17 protein-coding genes are annotated in these 17,986 nt (G+C 59.5%); 6 read left to right on the forward strand and 11 right to left on the reverse strand.

Annotated features, from left to right (window positions below; all coding sequences use genetic code 11):
- Nucleotides 1-66 precede the first annotated feature (66 nt).
- From F2S13_RS02425 to F2S13_RS02445, 5 genes are all read right to left on the reverse strand, one after another.
- Nucleotides 67-981 carry a glutamate/aspartate ABC transporter substrate-binding protein gene (locus tag F2S13_RS02425; protein ID WP_166358696.1) on the reverse strand — a complete coding sequence of 305 codons (915 nt, stop codon included), beginning with the start codon at nucleotides 979-981 and terminating at the stop codon, nucleotides 67-69.
- Between the two features lie 311 nt (nucleotides 982-1,292).
- Nucleotides 1,293-2,831, reverse strand: coding sequence for a glycerol-3-phosphate dehydrogenase (gene glpD, locus F2S13_RS02430; RefSeq protein WP_166358698.1), 1,539 nt, complete (start codon nucleotides 2,829-2,831; stop codon nucleotides 1,293-1,295).
- Between the two features lie 280 nt (nucleotides 2,832-3,111).
- Nucleotides 3,112-3,867 carry a DeoR/GlpR family transcriptional regulator gene (locus F2S13_RS02435; protein WP_166358700.1) on the reverse strand — a complete coding sequence of 252 codons (756 nt, stop codon included), beginning with the start codon at nucleotides 3,865-3,867 and terminating at the stop codon, nucleotides 3,112-3,114.
- Between the two features lie 203 nt (nucleotides 3,868-4,070).
- Nucleotides 4,071-5,573 carry a glycerol kinase GlpK gene (glpK, locus tag F2S13_RS02440; protein WP_166358702.1) on the reverse strand — a complete coding sequence of 501 codons (1,503 nt, stop codon included), beginning with the start codon at nucleotides 5,571-5,573 and terminating at the stop codon, nucleotides 4,071-4,073.
- 44 nt (nucleotides 5,574-5,617) lie between these two features.
- Nucleotides 5,618-6,469, reverse strand: a complete 852-nt coding sequence (locus F2S13_RS02445) for an MIP/aquaporin family protein (RefSeq protein WP_166358704.1) — start codon at nucleotides 6,467-6,469, stop codon at nucleotides 5,618-5,620.
- 337 nt (nucleotides 6,470-6,806) lie between these two features.
- On the opposite strand from F2S13_RS02445, the gene ybaK reads away from it, so the two are divergent.
- Complete coding sequence (gene ybaK, locus F2S13_RS02450; protein WP_166358706.1) at nucleotides 6,807-7,277, forward strand: Cys-tRNA(Pro) deacylase; 471 nt, start codon at nucleotides 6,807-6,809, stop codon at nucleotides 7,275-7,277.
- A 104-nt stretch (nucleotides 7,278-7,381) separates the two neighbouring features.
- Nucleotides 7,382-8,164: a PhzF family phenazine biosynthesis protein gene (locus tag F2S13_RS02455; RefSeq protein WP_166358708.1), complete on the forward strand. Its 783-nt coding sequence runs from the start codon at nucleotides 7,382-7,384 to the stop codon at nucleotides 8,162-8,164.
- Between the two features lie 55 nt (nucleotides 8,165-8,219).
- On the opposite strand, the gene F2S13_RS02460 is transcribed toward F2S13_RS02455, so the two are convergent.
- On the reverse strand, nucleotides 8,220-9,329 hold the full coding sequence (locus tag F2S13_RS02460; RefSeq protein WP_166358710.1) for an ABC transporter ATP-binding protein: 1,110 nt from the start codon (nucleotides 9,327-9,329) through the stop codon (nucleotides 8,220-8,222).
- Entirely contained in the window at nucleotides 9,326-10,246 is a 921-nt protein-coding gene (gene argF / locus F2S13_RS02465) for an ornithine carbamoyltransferase (protein WP_166358712.1), read from the reverse strand. Before argF ends, F2S13_RS02460 begins: the two co-directional genes overlap by 4 nt.
- Nucleotides 10,247-10,620: 374 nt before the next feature.
- On the opposite strand from argF, the gene F2S13_RS02470 reads away from it, so the two are divergent.
- Complete coding sequence (locus tag F2S13_RS02470; RefSeq protein ID WP_166358714.1) at nucleotides 10,621-12,729, forward strand: molybdopterin oxidoreductase family protein; 2,109 nt, start codon at nucleotides 10,621-10,623, stop codon at nucleotides 12,727-12,729.
- A gap of 110 nt (nucleotides 12,730-12,839) precedes the next feature.
- On the forward strand, nucleotides 12,840-13,196 hold the full coding sequence (grxD, locus tag F2S13_RS02475) for a Grx4 family monothiol glutaredoxin (RefSeq protein ID WP_166358716.1): 357 nt from the start codon (nucleotides 12,840-12,842) through the stop codon (nucleotides 13,194-13,196).
- A 191-nt stretch (nucleotides 13,197-13,387) separates the two neighbouring features.
- On the opposite strand, the gene bfr is transcribed toward grxD, so the two are convergent.
- Nucleotides 13,388-13,858 carry a bacterioferritin gene (bfr, locus tag F2S13_RS02480; protein WP_166358718.1) on the reverse strand — a complete coding sequence of 157 codons (471 nt, stop codon included), beginning with the start codon at nucleotides 13,856-13,858 and terminating at the stop codon, nucleotides 13,388-13,390.
- Between the two features lie 200 nt (nucleotides 13,859-14,058).
- Complete coding sequence (locus F2S13_RS02485; protein WP_166358720.1) at nucleotides 14,059-14,277, reverse strand: bacterioferritin-associated ferredoxin; 219 nt, start codon at nucleotides 14,275-14,277, stop codon at nucleotides 14,059-14,061.
- Between the two features lie 269 nt (nucleotides 14,278-14,546).
- On the opposite strand from F2S13_RS02485, the gene F2S13_RS02490 reads away from it, so the two are divergent.
- Nucleotides 14,547-15,149 (forward strand): peroxiredoxin, encoded by a 603-nt coding sequence (locus F2S13_RS02490; protein WP_166358722.1) that lies wholly within the window; start codon nucleotides 14,547-14,549, stop codon nucleotides 15,147-15,149.
- 62 nt (nucleotides 15,150-15,211) lie between these two features.
- On the opposite strand, the gene rnt is transcribed toward F2S13_RS02490, so the two are convergent.
- Complete coding sequence (rnt, locus tag F2S13_RS02495; RefSeq protein WP_166358724.1) at nucleotides 15,212-15,886, reverse strand: ribonuclease T; 675 nt, start codon at nucleotides 15,884-15,886, stop codon at nucleotides 15,212-15,214.
- Nucleotides 15,883-16,929 carry a dihydroorotase gene (pyrC, locus tag F2S13_RS02500; RefSeq protein ID WP_166358726.1) on the reverse strand — a complete coding sequence of 349 codons (1,047 nt, stop codon included), beginning with the start codon at nucleotides 16,927-16,929 and terminating at the stop codon, nucleotides 15,883-15,885. The genes rnt and pyrC overlap by 4 nt, the downstream gene beginning before the upstream one ends.
- Before the next feature lie 130 nt (nucleotides 16,930-17,059).
- Between pyrC and F2S13_RS02505 the strand changes: the two genes are divergently transcribed.
- Complete coding sequence (locus F2S13_RS02505; protein WP_166358728.1) at nucleotides 17,060-17,968, forward strand: OmpA family protein; 909 nt, start codon at nucleotides 17,060-17,062, stop codon at nucleotides 17,966-17,968.
- The last annotated feature ends 18 nt before the right edge of the window (nucleotides 17,969-17,986 follow it).

Consider the following 17,986-nt stretch of genomic DNA (forward strand, 5'->3'; position numbering starts at 1 on the left):
ATTCACGGGCACCTTCGAGCACTTGAGAGCGCCCGGGGCGCTCTCAAGTGAAAGGTTAGTCACTGCTCAGGATTTTTTTTCGTCAGCGGCTTTATCGGTGGGATTGGCGATCAGTGCCTTGAGCTCGTCGCTCATCGGGAAGTTCAGGTTCAGGCCCTTCGGCGGGATTGGCTGCATGAACCATTTATCGTAGATCTTGTTGATCTCGCCCGATTTGTAGAGGGCAACGATGGCGTCGTCGACGGCTTTCTTGAATGGCGCATCGCCCTTGCGCATCATGCAGCCGTAGATCTCATAGGATTGCGGGGTGCCAGTGACGGCCCAGTCGTCCGCTTTCTTGGCCTTGGCCGCTTCACCGGCGAGCAGGGCGTCGTCCATCATGAAGGCAACCGCACGGCCGGACTCGAGCATCTGGAAGGACTCGCCGTGGTCCTTGGCCGAGATGACGTTCATGCCCATCTGCTTGTCGGCGTTCATCGATTTGAGGATACGCTCGGAGGTGGTGCCGGCGGTGGTGACCACGTTCTTGCCTTTGAGGTCCGGGAAATCCTTGTAGGCGGAGTCCTTCTTGGACAGCAGGCGGGTACCGATCTCGAAGATACCGACGGAGAAGTCGACTTGCTGCTGACGCTCGACGTTATTGGTGGTCGAGCCGCATTCGACGTCCACGGTGCCGTTCTGCACCAGCGGGATGCGCGTCTGAGAGGTGACGAGGTTGTATTTGACGTTCAGGTTTGGAACGTCGAGGTCCTTCTTCAGGGCCTCGACTATTGCCATCTGGATGTCATGGGAGTAACCGACGGGTTTGCCCGAAGCATCTGCGATGTAGGAAAACGGAATGGAGGCGTCGCGGTGCCCCAGGGTGATGGTGCCGGACTCTTTGATTTTCTTCAGTGTGCCGGTCAATTCGGCGGCGAAAACTGGAGTGCTAATCAGAGCGGCAGCAATGGCTGCGCCCACTAGATGGGGAACGATACGCATCAAACTTTCCTCGATGTTGTTTTTTTTATGGGGCCCTTGGCTGGCCCTGTCGTTCAGCGAACGCAGCAATGAAGTGTTGGCGCATTCGTCTGGAGTGTAGAGCATGACCCGTGCCAGGCCAGGCTTTCACTGTTAACTGTATGAATTTAAAGGGAATTAATATTTATTGAAGGTAAAATGAAGGGGGTTGACGTCCGGGATGCCGAACTCTTCATGCAATTGTTGTTCGGGAAACCGAACGATATCCGCCGCAATGAAAACGCCTCGCGGTGCAGGCACGGCGAGGCGTTTTTGCAAAAGCGTGCCTGCGCTCAGGCGGCTTCGATCTTGTGTTTGTTGAGTTTGACCTTATCCAGGTAGCGCTGTAGCTGTTCCTGCTCTGACGCTGTGGTAAAGAGCCCCAGCTTGCTGCGTCGCCACAGGATGTCCTGGGCTTCGAGGGCCCATTCTTCGCTGCACAGATAATCGACTTCGCGAGTGTAGAGACCGGCGCCGATCAGTTCGCCCAGGTCATCAGGCCCTTGAACGCCTTCGAGCAGGCGCCAGCTGCGGCTGCCGTAGCTGGTCGACCAGCGTCGGGCGACTTGCGCCGGCAACCAGCCAAAGCGCGCCAGGATTGCATCGGCCAGTTCCCGCGAAGTGGTCATGCCTTCGCCGCCGGGCAGGGGGGCGGTGGCGGTCCAGCTGCCTTTCATGTCCTTGAAGAAGGGCGCCAGTTGCGCCATTGCCGATTCGGCCAGCTTGCGGTAGGTGGTCAACTTGCCACCGAACACCGACAACAAGGGGGCTTCACCCGGCAGGGAAGACAGGGCCAGGGTGTAGTCGCGGGTCACTGCCGAAGGGTTGTCCGATTCGTCATTGCACAGCGGGCGCACACCGGAGTAGGTGTTGAGGATATCGCTGCGCTCCAGCTGCCGGGTGAAGTGCGCATTGACCACATTGAGCAGGTAGTCGGTTTCGACGTCGGTGATGGCGACATTCGATGGATCGCCCTGGTATTCACGGTCGGTGGTGCCGATCAGGGTGAAACGGTCCAGGTAGGGAATGGCGAAGACGATGCGTTGATCTTCGTTCTGCAGAATATAGGCGTGTTCGCCTTCGTACAGTTTCGGCACGATCAGGTGGCTGCCCTGAATCAGGCGGATGCCATAGGGCGATTCCATCTTCAGGTCGTCGCGGATGAATTTGGCCACCCAGGGACCTGCTGCGTTGACCAGTGCCCTGGCGCGTATGGAAAACAGGCTGCCATCGGCGCGTTCCAGTTGTACAAGCCACACACCCTTGACGCGGCGGGCGCTGAGGCAGCGGGTTCGGGTGTGAATATGCGCGTCTTGTTCGCGGGCTGCCATGGCATTGAGCACGACCAGGCGGGCGTCGTCGACGGCGCAATCGGAGTATTCGAAAGCACGGGTGATGTCGGCTTTCAGCGGACTATCGGCACCCAGGTGCAGGGTGCGCGAACCTGCGAGTTTTTCCCGCTTGCCCAGATGATCGTAGAGAAACAGGCCGGCGCGAATCATCCACGCCGGGCGCAGGTGCGGGCGATGGGGCAATACGAAGCGCATGGGTTTGACGATATGCGGCGCCTTGCTCAGCAGCACTTCGCGCTCAGCGAGGGCTTCACGTACCAGGCGAAATTCGTAGTGTTCGAGGTAGCGCAGGCCGCCATGGATCAGCTTGCTGCTGGCCGAGGACGTGTGGCTGGCCAGGTCGTCCTTCTCGCACAGAAATACCGAGAGGCCGCGCCCCGCCGCATCGGCTGCGATCCCCACGCCATTGATGCCGCCACCGATGACAGCCAGGTCATAGGTTTCGGCCAAGGGAGGTGTGGATAAGGTGGACTGGAGCATGTAACGGCCTCCTGCTTTTTTGTAGGAAAAAGCATTTTCGAGAATTGAATTCGAACATCAATGTTCATTTTCGAAAATAGTAGCCGAATAAAACGCGCACTTCCACCTGCGATCGATAGAAAATACTCATCGCGGCGGCTGTAAGTGAAAATTATCGAACATTCTGGCGGCCCCATTCGCTGGCAAGCCAGCTCCCACAGGGGTTCTGTGTTGCACATTCCACTGTGGGAGCTGGCTTGCCAGCGATGAGGCCCGGACAGGCAATACAGGAGTGGCTGAATCAGACCACTTCCAAACGAATCTTGTGCTGATTCAACAACTGGACGAGTGCCGGCACCGGCGCCTGATCAGTGACCAGGCAATCGATCAGGCTGATGGGACCCAGGCGCACCATGGCATTGCGCCCGAACTTGCTGGAGTCGGCGGCCAGTATGACCTGGCGTGCATTGGCGATGATCGCCTGGGAGACGCGCACTTCCTGGTAATCGAAATCCAGCAGGCTGCCGTCTTCATCGATGCCGCTGATACCGACCAGGGCGAAGTCGACCTTGAACTGGTTGATGAAGTCCACGCTGGCCTGACCCACCACGCCACCGTCGCGACGCACATTGCCGCCGGCCAGCAGCACCTCGAAATCATCTTTACCGCTGAGGATCGAGGCCACGTGCAGGTTGTTGGTGATGATTTTCAGGTGGTTGTGATTGAGCAGGGCGCGCGCAATGGATTCGGTGGTGGTGCCGATATTTATGAACAGCGAAGCATGATCGGGGATCTGCGCGGCAATGGCTTCGGCAATGCGCTGCTTCTCATCGCGCATCTGATCGGCGCGCATGGCATAGGCGGTGTTTTCGATGCTCGAGTCATAGGCGGCGCCACCGTGGTAGCGGCGCAGCAGGTTCACTTCCGCCAATTGATTGATATCACGGCGGATGGTTTGCGGCGTGACATCGAACAGCTGAGCCATTTCTTCAATGCTGACATAGCCGCGCTCACGGACCAGTTCGAGAATTTGCTGCTGACGAGGAGGCAGGTTCATGGGCTTTCCTTCGGGCTGCCATGCAAATTCCGCCATCATGCCGGATGAATGCGTCTGCTGCTACCTTCAGGGGCTGGAACCTACTCGTTCCCACGCTCCGCGTGGGAATGCAGTGCCAGACGCTCCAGCGTCGATGCGTCCGGGCGTGACGCGGAACGTCACAATCGGCATTCCCACGCGGAGCGTGGGAACGAGGGGGGCCGTCAATTCTCCTCGTGCGGCTCCCAATCACGGGTACGATCTACCGCCCTCAACCAACCGGCATACAGCTTCTCTTTCTGCTCCTCACCCAGCAGCGGGCTGAACTCGCGCTCGATCACCGCCTTGCCGCGCAACTCATCCAGGCTGCTCCAGAACCCGCAGGCCAGACCCGCCAGGTAGGCGGCACCCAACGCCGTGGTTTCGCGCATTTGCGGGCGTTCGACGCGGGTGCCGAGAATATCGGCCTGGAACTGCATGAGGAAGTTGTTGGCCACTGCACCGCCATCCACGCGCAGGGCGCTGAGGCGCTCGCCCGAATCCTGTTGCATGGCGTCGAGCACGTCGCGGGTCTGGTAGGCGATCGATTCCAGGGCCGCGCGGATGATGTGGTCGACCTTCACGCCACGGGTCAGGCCGAACAGTGCACCGCGGGCATAAGGATCCCAGTAGGGCGCGCCCAGGCCGGTGAAGGCCGGGACCAGGTAGACACCGTTGCTGTCCTTGACCTTGCCGGCGAAGTACTCGGTGTCGTGGGCATCGTTGATGATCTTCAGCTCGTCGCGCAGCCACTGGACGGTGGAGCCGCCATTGAACACAGCACCTTCCAGGGCATAGGCGACCTCGCCGCGAGGACCGCAGGCGATGGTGGTCAGCATGCCGTGGGACGACTTCACCGCTTTCTCGCCGGTGTTCATCAGCAAGAAGCAGCCCGTGCCATAGGTGTTCTTCGCCTGGCCGGGCTCGACGCACATCTGGCCGAACAGCGCGGCCTGCTGGTCGCCGGCGATACCGGCAATGGCAATGCCGCTCTTGGTGTGGCCATAGACTTCGGACGAAGGGCGCACTTGCGGCAGCATTTCGCGTGGGATATCCAGCACCTGGAGCATCTTCTCATCCCACTGCAGGGTATGGATATTGAAGAGCATGGTGCGCGACGCGTTGGTGTAATCGGTGACGTGGACCTTGCCGCCGGTGAATTTCCAGATCAGCCAGCTGTCGATGGTGCCGAACAGCAGTTCACCGCGCCGGGCGCGTTCGCGGCTGCCTTCGACGTTGTCGAGGATCCACTTCAGCTTGGTGCCGGAGAAGTAGGGGTCGGTGACCAGGCCCGTGGTCTCGCTGATGTAATCCTGCAGACCATCGCGTTTGAGTTGTTCGCAGATCTCGGTGCTGCGCCGGCACTGCCAGACGATGGCGTTGTAGATCGGCCGGCCACTGACCTTGTCCCAGACCACGGTGGTTTCGCGCTGGTTGGTGATGCCGATGGCAGCCACCTGGTCGTGGCTCAGGCCGGCCTGCGCCAGGGCTTCGACCATGGTCGCGCTCTGGGTGGCGAAGATTTCCATGGGGTCGTGCTCGACCCAGCCCGCTTGTGGATAGTGCTGGGCGAACTCACGTTGTGAGGTGCCGACAACGTTGGCATCGCGATCGAAGATGATGGCCCGCGAACTGGTCGTGCCCTGGTCCAGGGCAATGATGTAGTTCTTGTTCTGGGTGTCTGTCATGTCGTTGGCCTTGCACAAAATTGGGGTGTGATCAGGGGGCGGCATCAGGATGCGCGGACCTTGCCCTGAGAATTATCGTCCGTCTGCGCGGCCGCGCTGGCGGCGCTGGGCAGGTTTCGCGCAATCAGGCCGCGGTACAACGCAGCACCGAGGCAGGCACCTATGATTGGCGCAAAAACCGGAATGAGGAAATAGGGAATATCGCGGCCGCCGGTCAAGGCGACGTCACCCCAGCCGGCCAGGAAGGTCATCAGCTTGGGACCCAGATCCCGTGCCGGGTTCATGGCAAAGCCGGTCAACGGGCCCATGGCGCTGCCGATCACGGCGATCAGCAGGCCGATCAGCAGGGGCGCCATGGCGCCACGGGGCAAGCCATTGTTGTCGTCGGTCAACGACAGGATGACGCTCATCAACACGGCGGTAATGATGACTTCCACCAGGAATGCCTGGCCTGTGGAAAGGGCGGGGTGCGGGTAGGTGGAAAACACCGAGGCCAGCTCCAGGCTTGCCTGGGTGCCGCGGATCATGTGGTGGGTTTGTTCGTAATCGAAGAACAGGTTGCTGTAGAGCGTGTAAACCAACGCCGCCGAAAAGAAGGCTCCGGCAATTTGTGCGGCGATGTAGAACGGCAGTTTATGTTTTTCGAAGCCGGCGAACAGGCACAGGGCAATACTCACGGCCGGGTTCAGGTGGGCCCCGGAAACGCCCGCGGTGAGATAGATCGCCATGCTCACGCCCATGCCCCAGATGATGCTGATTTCCCACAGGCCGAAGCTGGCACCCGCGACCTTGAGCGCGGCAACGCAGCCGGTGCCGAAAAAAATCAGCAGGGCGGTGCCGAGAAACTCGGCCATGCATTGGCTGGATAGGCTGGGTTGTTGCAGTGCAGTCGTCATGACGTGATCTCCTTTCTTGTTGTTGTGTGGCGCCTGATGCGCTCTACGGTGACCCGACACGAACCTTCCTCGGTCGCTCGGGCGTGCTGCACGAAAACGCACCTGGCTGGTGCGTTGAATATTCAGAAACGAAAAAATATAGACAAGAAACGCTAATGTCAAAGGTCGAAAGTGAACCGTGCGTCACAATTCGACTGTGCGCCACGCGCTCGATGGCGCATAGCCGGATATTTCTGTGTTGCCGGGAGGGGATTTCCGAGTTGAATCGGCTATCTTGCTGGGCTGTTGTTCGAAGTTTCCGAACCGTGCCCTACCGTTTTCGCTCTGGAGTCCCGGAATGACCCCCGCACTGGATTTGCTCAAAAAAGCTCGCGCCGAACACCGCATTCACAGCTACGAACATGACCCCAAGGCAGCGTCCTATGGTCTGGAGGCGGCCGAGAAATTGGGACTCGACCCGGCGCAAGTGTTCAAGACACTGTTGGCCAGCAGTGAAAAGCACGAATTGCTGGTCGCGGTGGTGCCAGTGGCCGGCACGCTCGACTTGAAAGCGTTGGCCCATGCGGCCGGGGTCAAGAAGTGTGAAATGGCTGATCCGGCTGCGGCCCAGCGGGCAACCGGTTACTTGCTGGGGGGAATCAGCCCACTGGGACAGAAGAAGCGCTTGCGCACCTTCATCGATCAATCGGCGCAGCCATTAACGACGATTTTCGTCAGCGCCGGGCGGCGCGGGCTTGAAGTCGAGTTGGCGCCAGCGGTACTGGCCGAACACACCCAGGCGAGCTTTGCCGACATTGGCCGCAGCTGAGTGCCTGGCTCTCTGTATCCCTGAAAATATTCGAATCTGTCACTTAATGACCGGCACTTGCGCAGTGCATGCTTGGTCTTTACCCATCGAAAAGAGACAAGACGATGCAGCTCGAATTCCATCAGGTCGACGCCTTCAGTGATCGCCCGTTTGCTGGCAACCCTGCGATGGTTTATCGCCTGGACAGTTGGCTCGCCGATGAGCTGATGCAGAAGATCGCCGCCGAGCACAACCTGGCGGAAACCGCCTTTGTCGTTCGTGAAGGGCAGGGCTGGCATATCCGCTGGTTCACGCCGACGGTGGAAATTCCCTTGTGTGGGCACGCGACGCTGGCCAGTGCCAAGGTGTTGTTCGATGTGTATGGCGAGCCTGGCGATACCCTCAGTTTCAGCAGTCAATCCGGCGCTCTGGGTGTGACCCGTGACGACGGCAAGTTGTGGCTCGATTTTCCGGCCATTGCCTTGAAGCCCGTGGCAAACAAACAGGACGTCGAGCGCGCGTTGGGCGTCGAAGCTGTTGACGTGCAAGGTTCGGCAGAACTGTTCGTGGTGCTGGATTCGGAACAGGCTGTGCGCGACTGCTTGCCGGACATGGCGGCACTGGCCAGATTGCCCTGGCTGGGCGCAATCGTGACCGCGCCGGGCAACGGACATGACTTTGTCTCGCGCTACTTTGCGCCGGCCATCGGTATCCCGGAAGACCCGGTCACCGGCTCGACCCATTGCAGCCTGATCCCTTATTGGTCACAGCGCCTGGGCAAGCAGGCGTTGAGCGCGTTCCAGTGCTCGGCGCGGGGCGGGGAGCTGTTCTGCCGTCTCGAAGGGGATCGGGTGAAAATCGGTGGCTATGCCGTGCGGGTGGCCAGCGGGCAGTTGTTGCTCGATTGAGCGGCGGGAGCAGGGCGCTGCCGCAGGCTGCGGCAACGCCCTTGCAAAGGGTCGATCAGGTCGCGGAGCTGTAGCGGCGCACGCCCGCTTCGACGGCAGGCAGCTGTGCAGCCACGCTGCCCTGTGCCGGGAACAGGACCAGATGATCCGCTTCCACGCGGATGCCGACTTCGCAGCCGGGCAAGTGATCGATATGGCTCGGAAAGATCGCTTCGAGCTGGCTGCCGGTCGACAGTTGCAGACGATAGAGTGTCGCCGCGCCGAGGAAGCTCTTGTCGACAATGTGCGCCTTCAATGCGCTGTCTGGCGCATGCACGATGTCATCCGGCCGCAACAGGACATCCACCGCACTGCCATGGGCCCAGTTGTAGGCACGGTTGCCGCGCAGCTCGCCCAGTTCGGTCTGGACCGACTCAGGGCTGCTCAGCTGGCCGCGAATGAAATAGCCCTGACCGATAAAGCTGGCAACGAAGGGTGTCAGCGGTTCGTGATAGAGGTTGTAGGGCGTATCCCACTGCTCCAGCCGACCTTCCTTGAACACGCCGACATGATCGCTGACCGCGAAGGCTTCTTCCTGGTCGTGGGTTACCAGAATGGCGCTGGTGCCACGGCTCTTGAGGATATCGCGCACTTCATGGCTGAGCCGACGACGCAACTCCACGTCGAGGTTGGAAAATGGCTCGTCGAGCAGCAGCAATTGCGGCTCCGGCGCGAGGGCGCGGGCCAGGGCCACCCGTTGTTGCTGACCACCGGACAACTCGTGGGGGAAACGCTTGCCCAGGCCGCCCAGTTTGACCAGTTCGAGCATTTCCTCGACCACCCGGGCCTGTTGCGGATGCTTGCGGATGCCGAAAGCAATGTTCTCGGCCACCGTCAGGTGAGGGAACAGGGCGTAGTCCTGGAAGACCATGCCGATCCGGCGTTTTTCCGGTGCCAGGGTAAAGCCGGGTTTGGAGATGACCTCACCGGCCAGCTGGATTTCACCTTCATGCACCGGCTCGAAGCCTGCAATGGCGCGCAGGGTCGTGGTTTTGCCACATCCCGAAGAGCCCAGCAGGCAGCCGATGTCGCCGGCATTGAGGTGAAGATTGAGGTTCTGGACGACGCGCTGGCCCTGATAACCACAGGCCAGATCGCGCAGGTTCAGCAGTAAGGGATGACTCATGCGTGGTGGTAGGCCGGTTCAACAAGAAATTCGAGAAGCGCTTTTTGCGCATGCAGGCGATTTTCAGCCTGGTCCCAGGCAACCGAACGCGGGTCGTCGAGCAGGTCCAGGCTGATTTCCTCGCCCCGGTGAGCGGGCAGGCAGTGCATGAACAGGACGTCGTCGGCGGCCAGGTCGAGCAGGGCGCGGTTGACCTGATAAGGCGCAAACAGTGCCAGGCGCCGAGCGGTCTCTTCTTCCTGGCCCATGGAGGTCCAGACGTCGGTGCTGACCAGATGGGCGCCCACGACGGCGTCCTTCGGATCGCGGACGATCGTTACCCGGTCGCCGGCCTGGGCGACGAAAGCAGGGTTGGGCTCATAGCCTTCCGGGCAGGCGATGCGCAGCTGGAAGTCGAACTGAATCGCCGCCTCTATATAGCTGTTGCACATGTTGTTGCCGTCGCCGATCCAGGCAACGGTCTTGCCCTGAATCGAACCGCGGTGCTCGAGGAAGGTTTGCATGTCGGCAAGCAACTGGCAGGGGTGCAGGTCATCGGACAGGCCGTTGATCACCGGTACCCGCGAGTTGGCGGCGAATTCGGTCAGGGTGCTGTGGGCGAAGGTACGGATCATCACCGCATCGAGCATGCGCGACATGACGATGGCGCAATCGCCGATCGGCTCGCCACGACCCAGTTGGGTATCGCGTGGCGAAAGGAAGATTGCCTGGCCGCCCAGCTGGATCATGCCGGCCTCGAACGACAAGCGGGTACGGGTCGAGGATTTCTCGAAAATCATGCCCAGTACCCGGTTTTTCAAGGGCTCGAAGAGTACGCCGCGGTTACGCAGGTCCTTCAGCTCGATCCCTCGACGAATCACGCTGACCAGCTCTTCGGGCGTGCAATCCATCAGGGAGAGAAAGTGCCTTGCGCTCATCATTAACTACCTTTTTGCAACAGACCGCAGATGCTCAATAACTGGTTTTTCGGGAAAACGAGTGAGACCTGCGGCGAAAGCCGCACTGGGCGACGAAATAGGGGGAAGACGCAATACTATAATTAAATGTCGCGTGTTACCAATAGGGGGCTAAAGGTGGTGACGAAACGAAATATGTCACGAAGCCCGCTAGATGAACATTTGTACACTGAGGCTTGTCGCTTTGGCAATGTGAGCCGCACCACAAACTGCCATCTGTTCGCCTGATGCTGCGCGATTCATGAAGTGAACGTCGCTGGCAAGTCTGTCGGGCAGACACCATAGTCATGTTTCCTGTCCTGGGCCCAGGCCCCCAAAAAAGAACGAGGCTGGCCATGACCAAGACTCTGCATCACCGTGCGTGCCATCTGTGCGAAGCCATTTGCGGCTTGACCATCGAAACCACAGCAACTGAAGGCGAGCCCTTGCGCATCAGCTCGATCAAGGGCGATGGCAATGACAGTTTCAGTCGTGGGCATATCTGTCCCAAGGCCGTTGCCCTGCAGGATATCCAGAATGACCCGGACCGCTTGCGCCAGCCGATGCTCAAGGTCGGCAACGAATGGCAACCCATTGAATGGCAGGCTGCCTTTGACCTGGTCGCACAGCGACTGTGGGCGATTCAACAACGCGACGGGCAGAACGCGGTGGCGGTCTATCAGGGCAATCCAAGCGTTCACAATTATGGCTTGATGACCCACAGCAACTATTTTCTGGGGCTGCTCAAGACCCGCAACCGCTACTCGGCGACCTCGGTCGACCAGTTGCCCCAGCACCTGACCAGCCATTTGATGTATGGCCATGGCTTGCTGTTGCCGATCCCGGATATCGATCACACCGACTTCATGCTGATCCTGGGCGGCAATCCGCTGGCCTCCAACGGCAGCATCATGACTGTGCCCGATGTGGAGAAACGCTTGAAGGCGATCCAGGCGCGAGGCGGCAAACTGGTGGTGGTCGATCCGCGTCGCAGCGAGACCGCGGCGATGGCCGACCAGCATCTGTTCATCCGCCCCGGTGGTGATGCAGCCTTGCTGTTGGGCCTGCTCAATACCCTGTTTGCCGAGGGCCTGACACGCGCCACGACGCTGCCGGTCGATGGGCTCGACACTGTGCGCCAGGCCGTCGCGCCGTTCACTGCCGAGGACATGAGTGCGCTGTGCGGCATCGACGCCGGGCGGATCCGCGAGCTGGCCAGGAATTTTGCCGCTGCCGACAAGGCCGTGTGCTACGGGCGCATGGGCGTTTCGACACAGGCTTTCGGCACGCTGTGCCATTGGCTGGTGCAGTTGATCAATCTGGTGACGGGTAACCTGGACCGGGTTGGCGGGGCCCTCTGCACCGAACCTGCGGTGGATCTGGTAGCCACGACCTCGGGCGGACATTTCAATTTGTGGCAGAGCCGGGTGTCGGGGCTGCCTGAATACGCGGGTGAGCTGCCAGTCGCAGCGCTTGCAGAAGAAATGCTCACCGAAGGGCAGGGGCAGATCAAGGCTTTGATCACCGTGGCGGGTAACCCGGTGTTGTCCACGCCCAACGGGCGGCGCCTGGAGCAGGCGCTCGATGGGCTGGAGTTCATGGTCAGTGTCGATCTGTATATCAACGAGACGACCCGTTATGCCGATCTGATTCTGCCCTCGACCTCGGCATTGGAGAATGATCACTACGACACCACGTTCAACATGTTCGCCGTGCGCAATGTCAGCCGATTCAATCGCGCCATTTTGCCCAAGCCTGACGGTGCGTTGCATGACTGGGAGATTTTCGTCGGTCTGGCCGAGGCGTTCGCGGCTATCAGTGGCAAGGAGCTCAAGCCGACCTTGCCGCCCGCGCAGCTGATCGATATCGGCCTGCGCCGCGGTCGATATGGCGATGAATCGCCGTTCGGCCTGTCGATCGAAACCCTGGCCGGTCATCCCCATGGCATCGACCTTGGTCCGCTCAAGCCAAACCTGGCCTTGCGCCTGAAAACACCCGGGCAAAGGATCCAGGCAGCGCCTCAGGCCATTCTCGACGACTTGCAGCGCTTCGCCGCGCAGCAATTGCCGCGGGAAGATGAGTTGCTGATGATCGGGCGCCGACATGTGCGCAGCAACAATTCGTGGATGCATAACTATCACCGCCTGGTGAAGGGCAAGCCACGCCATCAGTTGTTGATGCACCCCGAGGATATGCAGCACCGTGGCCTCAACGACGGCCAGCGGGTTCGCATCAGCTCACGGGTCGGTGTGATCGAGGTGGAAGTGGCCGCCAGCACCGACATGATGCCGGGCGTGGTCAGCCTGCCCCATGGCTGGGGTCACGCAAGACCGGGGGTACAGATGGACATTGCCCGCAGTCAACCGGGCGCCAGTGCCAATGACCTGACCGATGAACGCCATTTTGATGCGGTGTCGGGCAATGCAGCCTTGAACGGCGTGCCTGTGCAGGTGGTCGCAGCTTGAATGGTGTGTGACGTTTGTCTATCGGCAAGCCCGAGCACAGCGCTCGGCTTTCCGTTACAATGCGCCATCGTGCCGACAATTAGCGTCGGAAAGTTCAGCCGAGGTGGTTCATGGATATCATTGAAACTATTAAAGAGCAGATTGCCAACAACACCATTCTGCTTTACATGAAAGGCTCTCCGAATGCCCCGCAGTGCGGTTTTTCGGCAAAAGCGGCACAGGCCGTGATGGGCTGCGGCGAGAAGTTCGCTTACGTGGACATCCTGCAGAACCCGGAAATCCGCGCCAACCTGCCTAAATACGCCAACTGGCCAACCTTCCCACAACTGTGGGTCGGTGGCGAGTTGATTGGCGGCAGCGATATCATGACTGAAATGGCTGCTGACGGTTCGTTGCAAGCCACGATCAAAGCTGCTGTCGAGAAAGCTGCTGTCGAGAAAGCTGCTGCTGGTAAGACCGAAGCTTGATGTAGTGCCCTGTAGGGCCCTATCGCGGGCAAGCCCGCTCCCACAGAGTCAAAGCATACACATTGCTTTTCTGTGGGAGCTGGCTTGCCAGCGATGAGGCCCGCCCAGGCAACACAAAATCAGGCAACAAAAAAAGCCCCGCACTCTCTACAGAGGCGGGGCTTTTTTATTGAGCCGGCAATCGCTATCGATCACTCACCCATCTGCGATTGCAGATAATTTTCCAGGCTGACCTTATCGATCAGGCCCAACTGGGTTTCCAGCCAGTCGATGTGTTCTTCTTCGGCCTCGAGGATGTCTTCGAGCAGTTCGCGACTACCGAAGTCACCCACGGTTTCGCAATGGGCGATGGCGGCCTTCAGGTCGACCACGCCTTTCTGTTCGAGCTTCAGGTCGCACTCGAGCATTTCCTTGGTGTGTTCACCGATCATCAGCTTGCCCAGGTCCTGGACATTGGGGATGCCTTCGAGGAAGAGAATACGCTTGATCAATTTGTCAGCGTGTTTCATCTCGTCGATGGATTCGTCGTACTCGTGCTTGCCGAGTTTGTCCAGGCCCCAGTCTTCATACATCCGAGCATGAAGGAAGTATTGGTTGATTGCGACCAGCTCGTTTCCGAGGATCTTGTTGAGATGCTGGATGACGCTAATGTCGCCTTTCATGATGGGGTCCTGCCCTGTATGTATGTGCCTATAACCAAGAGTTTGAGCCTGCCAACTACTACTGTCAAATCTAAGTTATTGAATATTAAGTAAAAATTAATCGGAATAAGAATGACTGAGTTCCGCATTTTGACGCTAAGTAGTTGAATTGCAGGCATAAAAAAACCGGACTCTTGGTCCGGTTCTTTAAAAGGGGAATTTCAGGCGGCAGTGAATTCTACAGGATAAGGTAACGAGGCCTGAGTTGCCTGTAGTTCGGTGAGGGTCTCACGGACTACTTGCTTGGCAAGGGTTGCACATTTGCCACACTGGCTGCCGACATTGGTGGCAGCGCGCACATCACGGTAGCTGCAGCAGCCTTCGTAGATTGCATCGCGGATCTGGCCGTCGGTTACGCCGACACAAAGACAAACATACATAGGTGAGAACCATCGTTGGTAAGGGCTCAATGCGAAGGATCTTAATGTTAATGAGAATGCTTGTCAAAACAACTTCGATAACGCCCGAGATAGAGCGGCTGCTTCATGATTTATTGTAGCCTCCGCTGAAGGCTCGGTGCGCCGCTGCGACGCCGAAGTCCACAGCACCTCCCGATTCTCCGACGCAAAGATGGCTTCAATGCTCGCATCCGGCGAATCGCGGTGTATCATGGCCCCGGTTTTCATTCCACACCCTCAGGAGATATTGAATGAGCGTACTCGTTGGCAAAAAGGCCCCGGATTTCACCGTCGCTGCCGTCCTCGGCAATGGCGAGATCGTCGACAGCTTCAACCTGTCCTCGGCAATCAAGGGCAAGTACGGTCTGGTGTTCTTCTACCCACTGGACTTCACTTTCGTCTGCCCATCCGAGCTGATCGCTCTGGACCACCGCATTCCTGACTTCCAGGCGCGCAACGTTGAAGTGATCGGCGTGTCGATCGACTCGCACTTCACCCACAACGCCTGGCGTAACACCCCGGTCAACAATGGCGGCATCGGTCAGGTCAAGTACACCCTGGCTGCCGACATCAATCACGAAATCTGCAAGGCCTACGACGTAGAGTCCGCAGACGGCGTGGCTTTCCGTGGTGCTTTCCTGATCGACACCAACGGCGTGGTTCGCTCGCAGATCGTCAACGACCTGCCACTGGGCCGCAACATGGAAGAGCTGCTGCGTCTGGTCGATGCCCTGCAGTTCGTTGAAGAGCATGGCGAAGTCTGCCCTGCCAACTGGAAAAAAGGCGACGCGGGCATGACTGCTTCGCCAGAAGGCGTTGCGGCTTACCTGACTGCGAATGCTGACAAGCTGTAATCGCAGCTTCGGATAAAAAAACCGGCCTCAAGGGCCGGTTTTTTTATGGAGCAGACACTCACTTAATCGTGGAAGTCTTCCCAACCGCCCATTTCCTTCCAGCGGTTGACGATGCCACAGAACAGCTCAGCGGTTTTCTCGGTGTCGTAGCGTGCCGAGTGTGCCTCGCGCCCGTCAAAGTCGATGTCGGCGGTCTGGCAGGCCTTGGCGAGCACAGTCTGCCCGTAGGCCAGCCCGGCCAGCGTCGCGGTGTCGAAGCTGGAGAAGGGGTGGAACGGGTTGCGCTTCATGTCAGTGCGCGCTACCGCGGCATTGAGGAAGTTCAGATCGAAGCTGCTGTTGTGCCCGACCAGAATCGCGCGTTTGCAGCCATTGGCCTTCAGCGCCTTGCGCACGCCACGGAAGATATCGGTCAGGGCCGCTTCTTCACTGACCGCCATGCGCAGCGGATGATCGAGTTTGATCCCGGTGAACTCCAGTGCCGCCGGCTCGATATTGGCGCCCTCGAAAGGCTCGACCCGGAAGAAATAGGTATGGTCAGGGAACACGAAACCTTTTTCATCCATGCCGATGGTCACGGCGGCGATTTCCAGCAAGGCGTCGGTGGCACTGTTGAAACCGCCGGTTTCGACGTCTACGACGACAGGCAGGTAGCCACGAAAGCGCGCTGCCATGGGGTGACGCGAACCGCCGCCACCATGACCGTCCTGGTCGTCGTCAAAATGATCTTCACTCACGCATTTTCCTCCAGCAGGCGCCAGCGCAGTTTCTCACCGGCGCGCAGCGGGATGACGGTCTGCTCGCCAAATGGCAGGCCGGTAGGTGCGGTCCATTCTTCACGGACCAGGGTAATGCTGTCGCTGTTGCGCGGCAGGCCGTAGAAATCCGGGCCGTGCAGGCTGGCGAAACCTTCGAGCTTATCCAGGGCGTTACGCTGTTCGAAGGCCTCGGCGTACAGTTCGATGGCGGCATAGGCGGTATAGCAGCCGGCGCAGCCACAGGCCGCTTCCTTGGCATGCTGGGCGTGCGGTGCCGAATCGGTACCCAGGAAGAACTTCGAGCTGCCGCTGGTGGCGGCATCGAGCAGGGCGACCTGGTGGGTGTTGCGCTTGAGAATCGGCAGGCAGTAGAAGTGCGGCCGAATCCCGCCAACCAGCATGTGGTTGCGGTTGTACAGCAGGTGATGCGCGGTGATGGTCGCGGCAACATTGCTCGAGGCTTCATTGACGAACTGCACGGCATCGGCCGTGGTGATGTGCTCGAACACCACTTTCAGGTTCGGGAAGCGTTCGACGACGCGGCGCATGTGTTCGTCGATGAACTGTTTTTCGCGGTCGAAGACGTCGACTTCACCACGGGTCACTTCACCATGGACCAGCAGCGGCATGCCGACTTCGGCCATGGCTTCGAGTACCGGGAAGATCTTGTCGATACTGGTCACGCCGGAGTCGGAGTTGGTCGTCGCACCGGCCGGGTAAAGCTTGGCGGCATGCACGAACCCGCTGGCCTTGGCCGTGCGGATCTCTTCGGGCTGGGTCCGGTCGGTGAGGTACAGCACCATCAACGGCTCGAAGCGGCTTGCGGCCGGCCGTGCCGCCAGGATGCGCTGGCGATAGGCGTCGGCTTCTTCTGCGTTACGTACCGGAGGTACAAGGTTGGGCATGATGATTGCGCGGCCAAAAGTGCGCGCAACGTCTGCGACGGTATGGGTCAACACGGCGCCATCACGAAGATGGATGTGCCAGTCGTCGGGACGCAGGAGGGTCAGGCGGTCGGACATTGGGGATTCCAGGCGGGTCGAACTCGTAGAGAATGCTACCGGAAAAGACACTGCGGGGCACTCGCTATCAAGTTTTGCCATGGCTGACCGATACGCAGGGGGTATGCCGTAGGAATTTGTGGAGCCGCCCGTGCGCCAGCGTTATCTAGCCTTGCTCAGTGTTTTTGCCAGCCTGCCCGCGATGGCGCTTACATTCCAGACGCCTCTGGAAAGCGTCGAGTGGAAGGTCGAGGGCGATCAATTCGAATGCAGGTTGATCCAGCCGATCAGCAATTTCGGTTCAGGGATGTTTGTGCGTCGTGCCGGTGAGCAAGCCACTTTCCAGCTCAAATCCAGCAGTCACAGGCTGGGCACCGGTTCTGCGACCTTGCTCGCGGCAGCCGCCCCGTGGCAGCCGGGGCGCGGTGACATCAATCTGGGTACCGTACGGGTCAACGGTGGGAGTGCGCTGTTAAACAGCACTCAGGGGCAGGCGAGCCGCCTGATCAACGGTCTGCTCGACGGTCGCAGCACGGTTGTGCGCAGCTCCGCGGGCGGGGCGGGCCAAACCGTGGAAGTCCGGTTGCTGCCGATGAAACTGAGCGAGGCCTGGGGCGACTATGAGGCCTGTGCGGACAAACTGCTGCCGATGAACTATGACCAGGTGCGTCAGACCCAGGTCGGATTTCCCGGTGGCGGCGTTGATCTCGATGCCAGCGGCCGAGCGCGGCTCGACGTGATCCTGGACTTCCTCAAGGCTGATCCAAGCGTCAATCACATCGAACTCGACGGCCATTCGGACAACAGCGGCAACCGCCTGAGCAACCGCGACATGTCCCGTCGAAGGGCATTGGCGGTCATGGACTACTTGAAGGCCAAGGGTATACCCGAGCAGCAGATCACCATGCGCTTTCATGGCGAACGCTACCCGGTGGCGCCAAACACCAGTGCAGCCAATCGTTCGCGAAACCGCCGGGTCAATATCCAGCTCGAGCGCGTTGCCCCCGTTGAAACGCCAGCGCCAGAGGCAGATGTGGCGAAAACTGCCGCGCGATCCTGAGCAGCGAAATCGGTCGCG

The organism is Pseudomonas akapageensis, assembly GCF_011355085.1.
Lineage (GTDB): Bacteria > Pseudomonadota > Gammaproteobacteria > Pseudomonadales > Pseudomonadaceae > Aquipseudomonas > Aquipseudomonas akapageensis.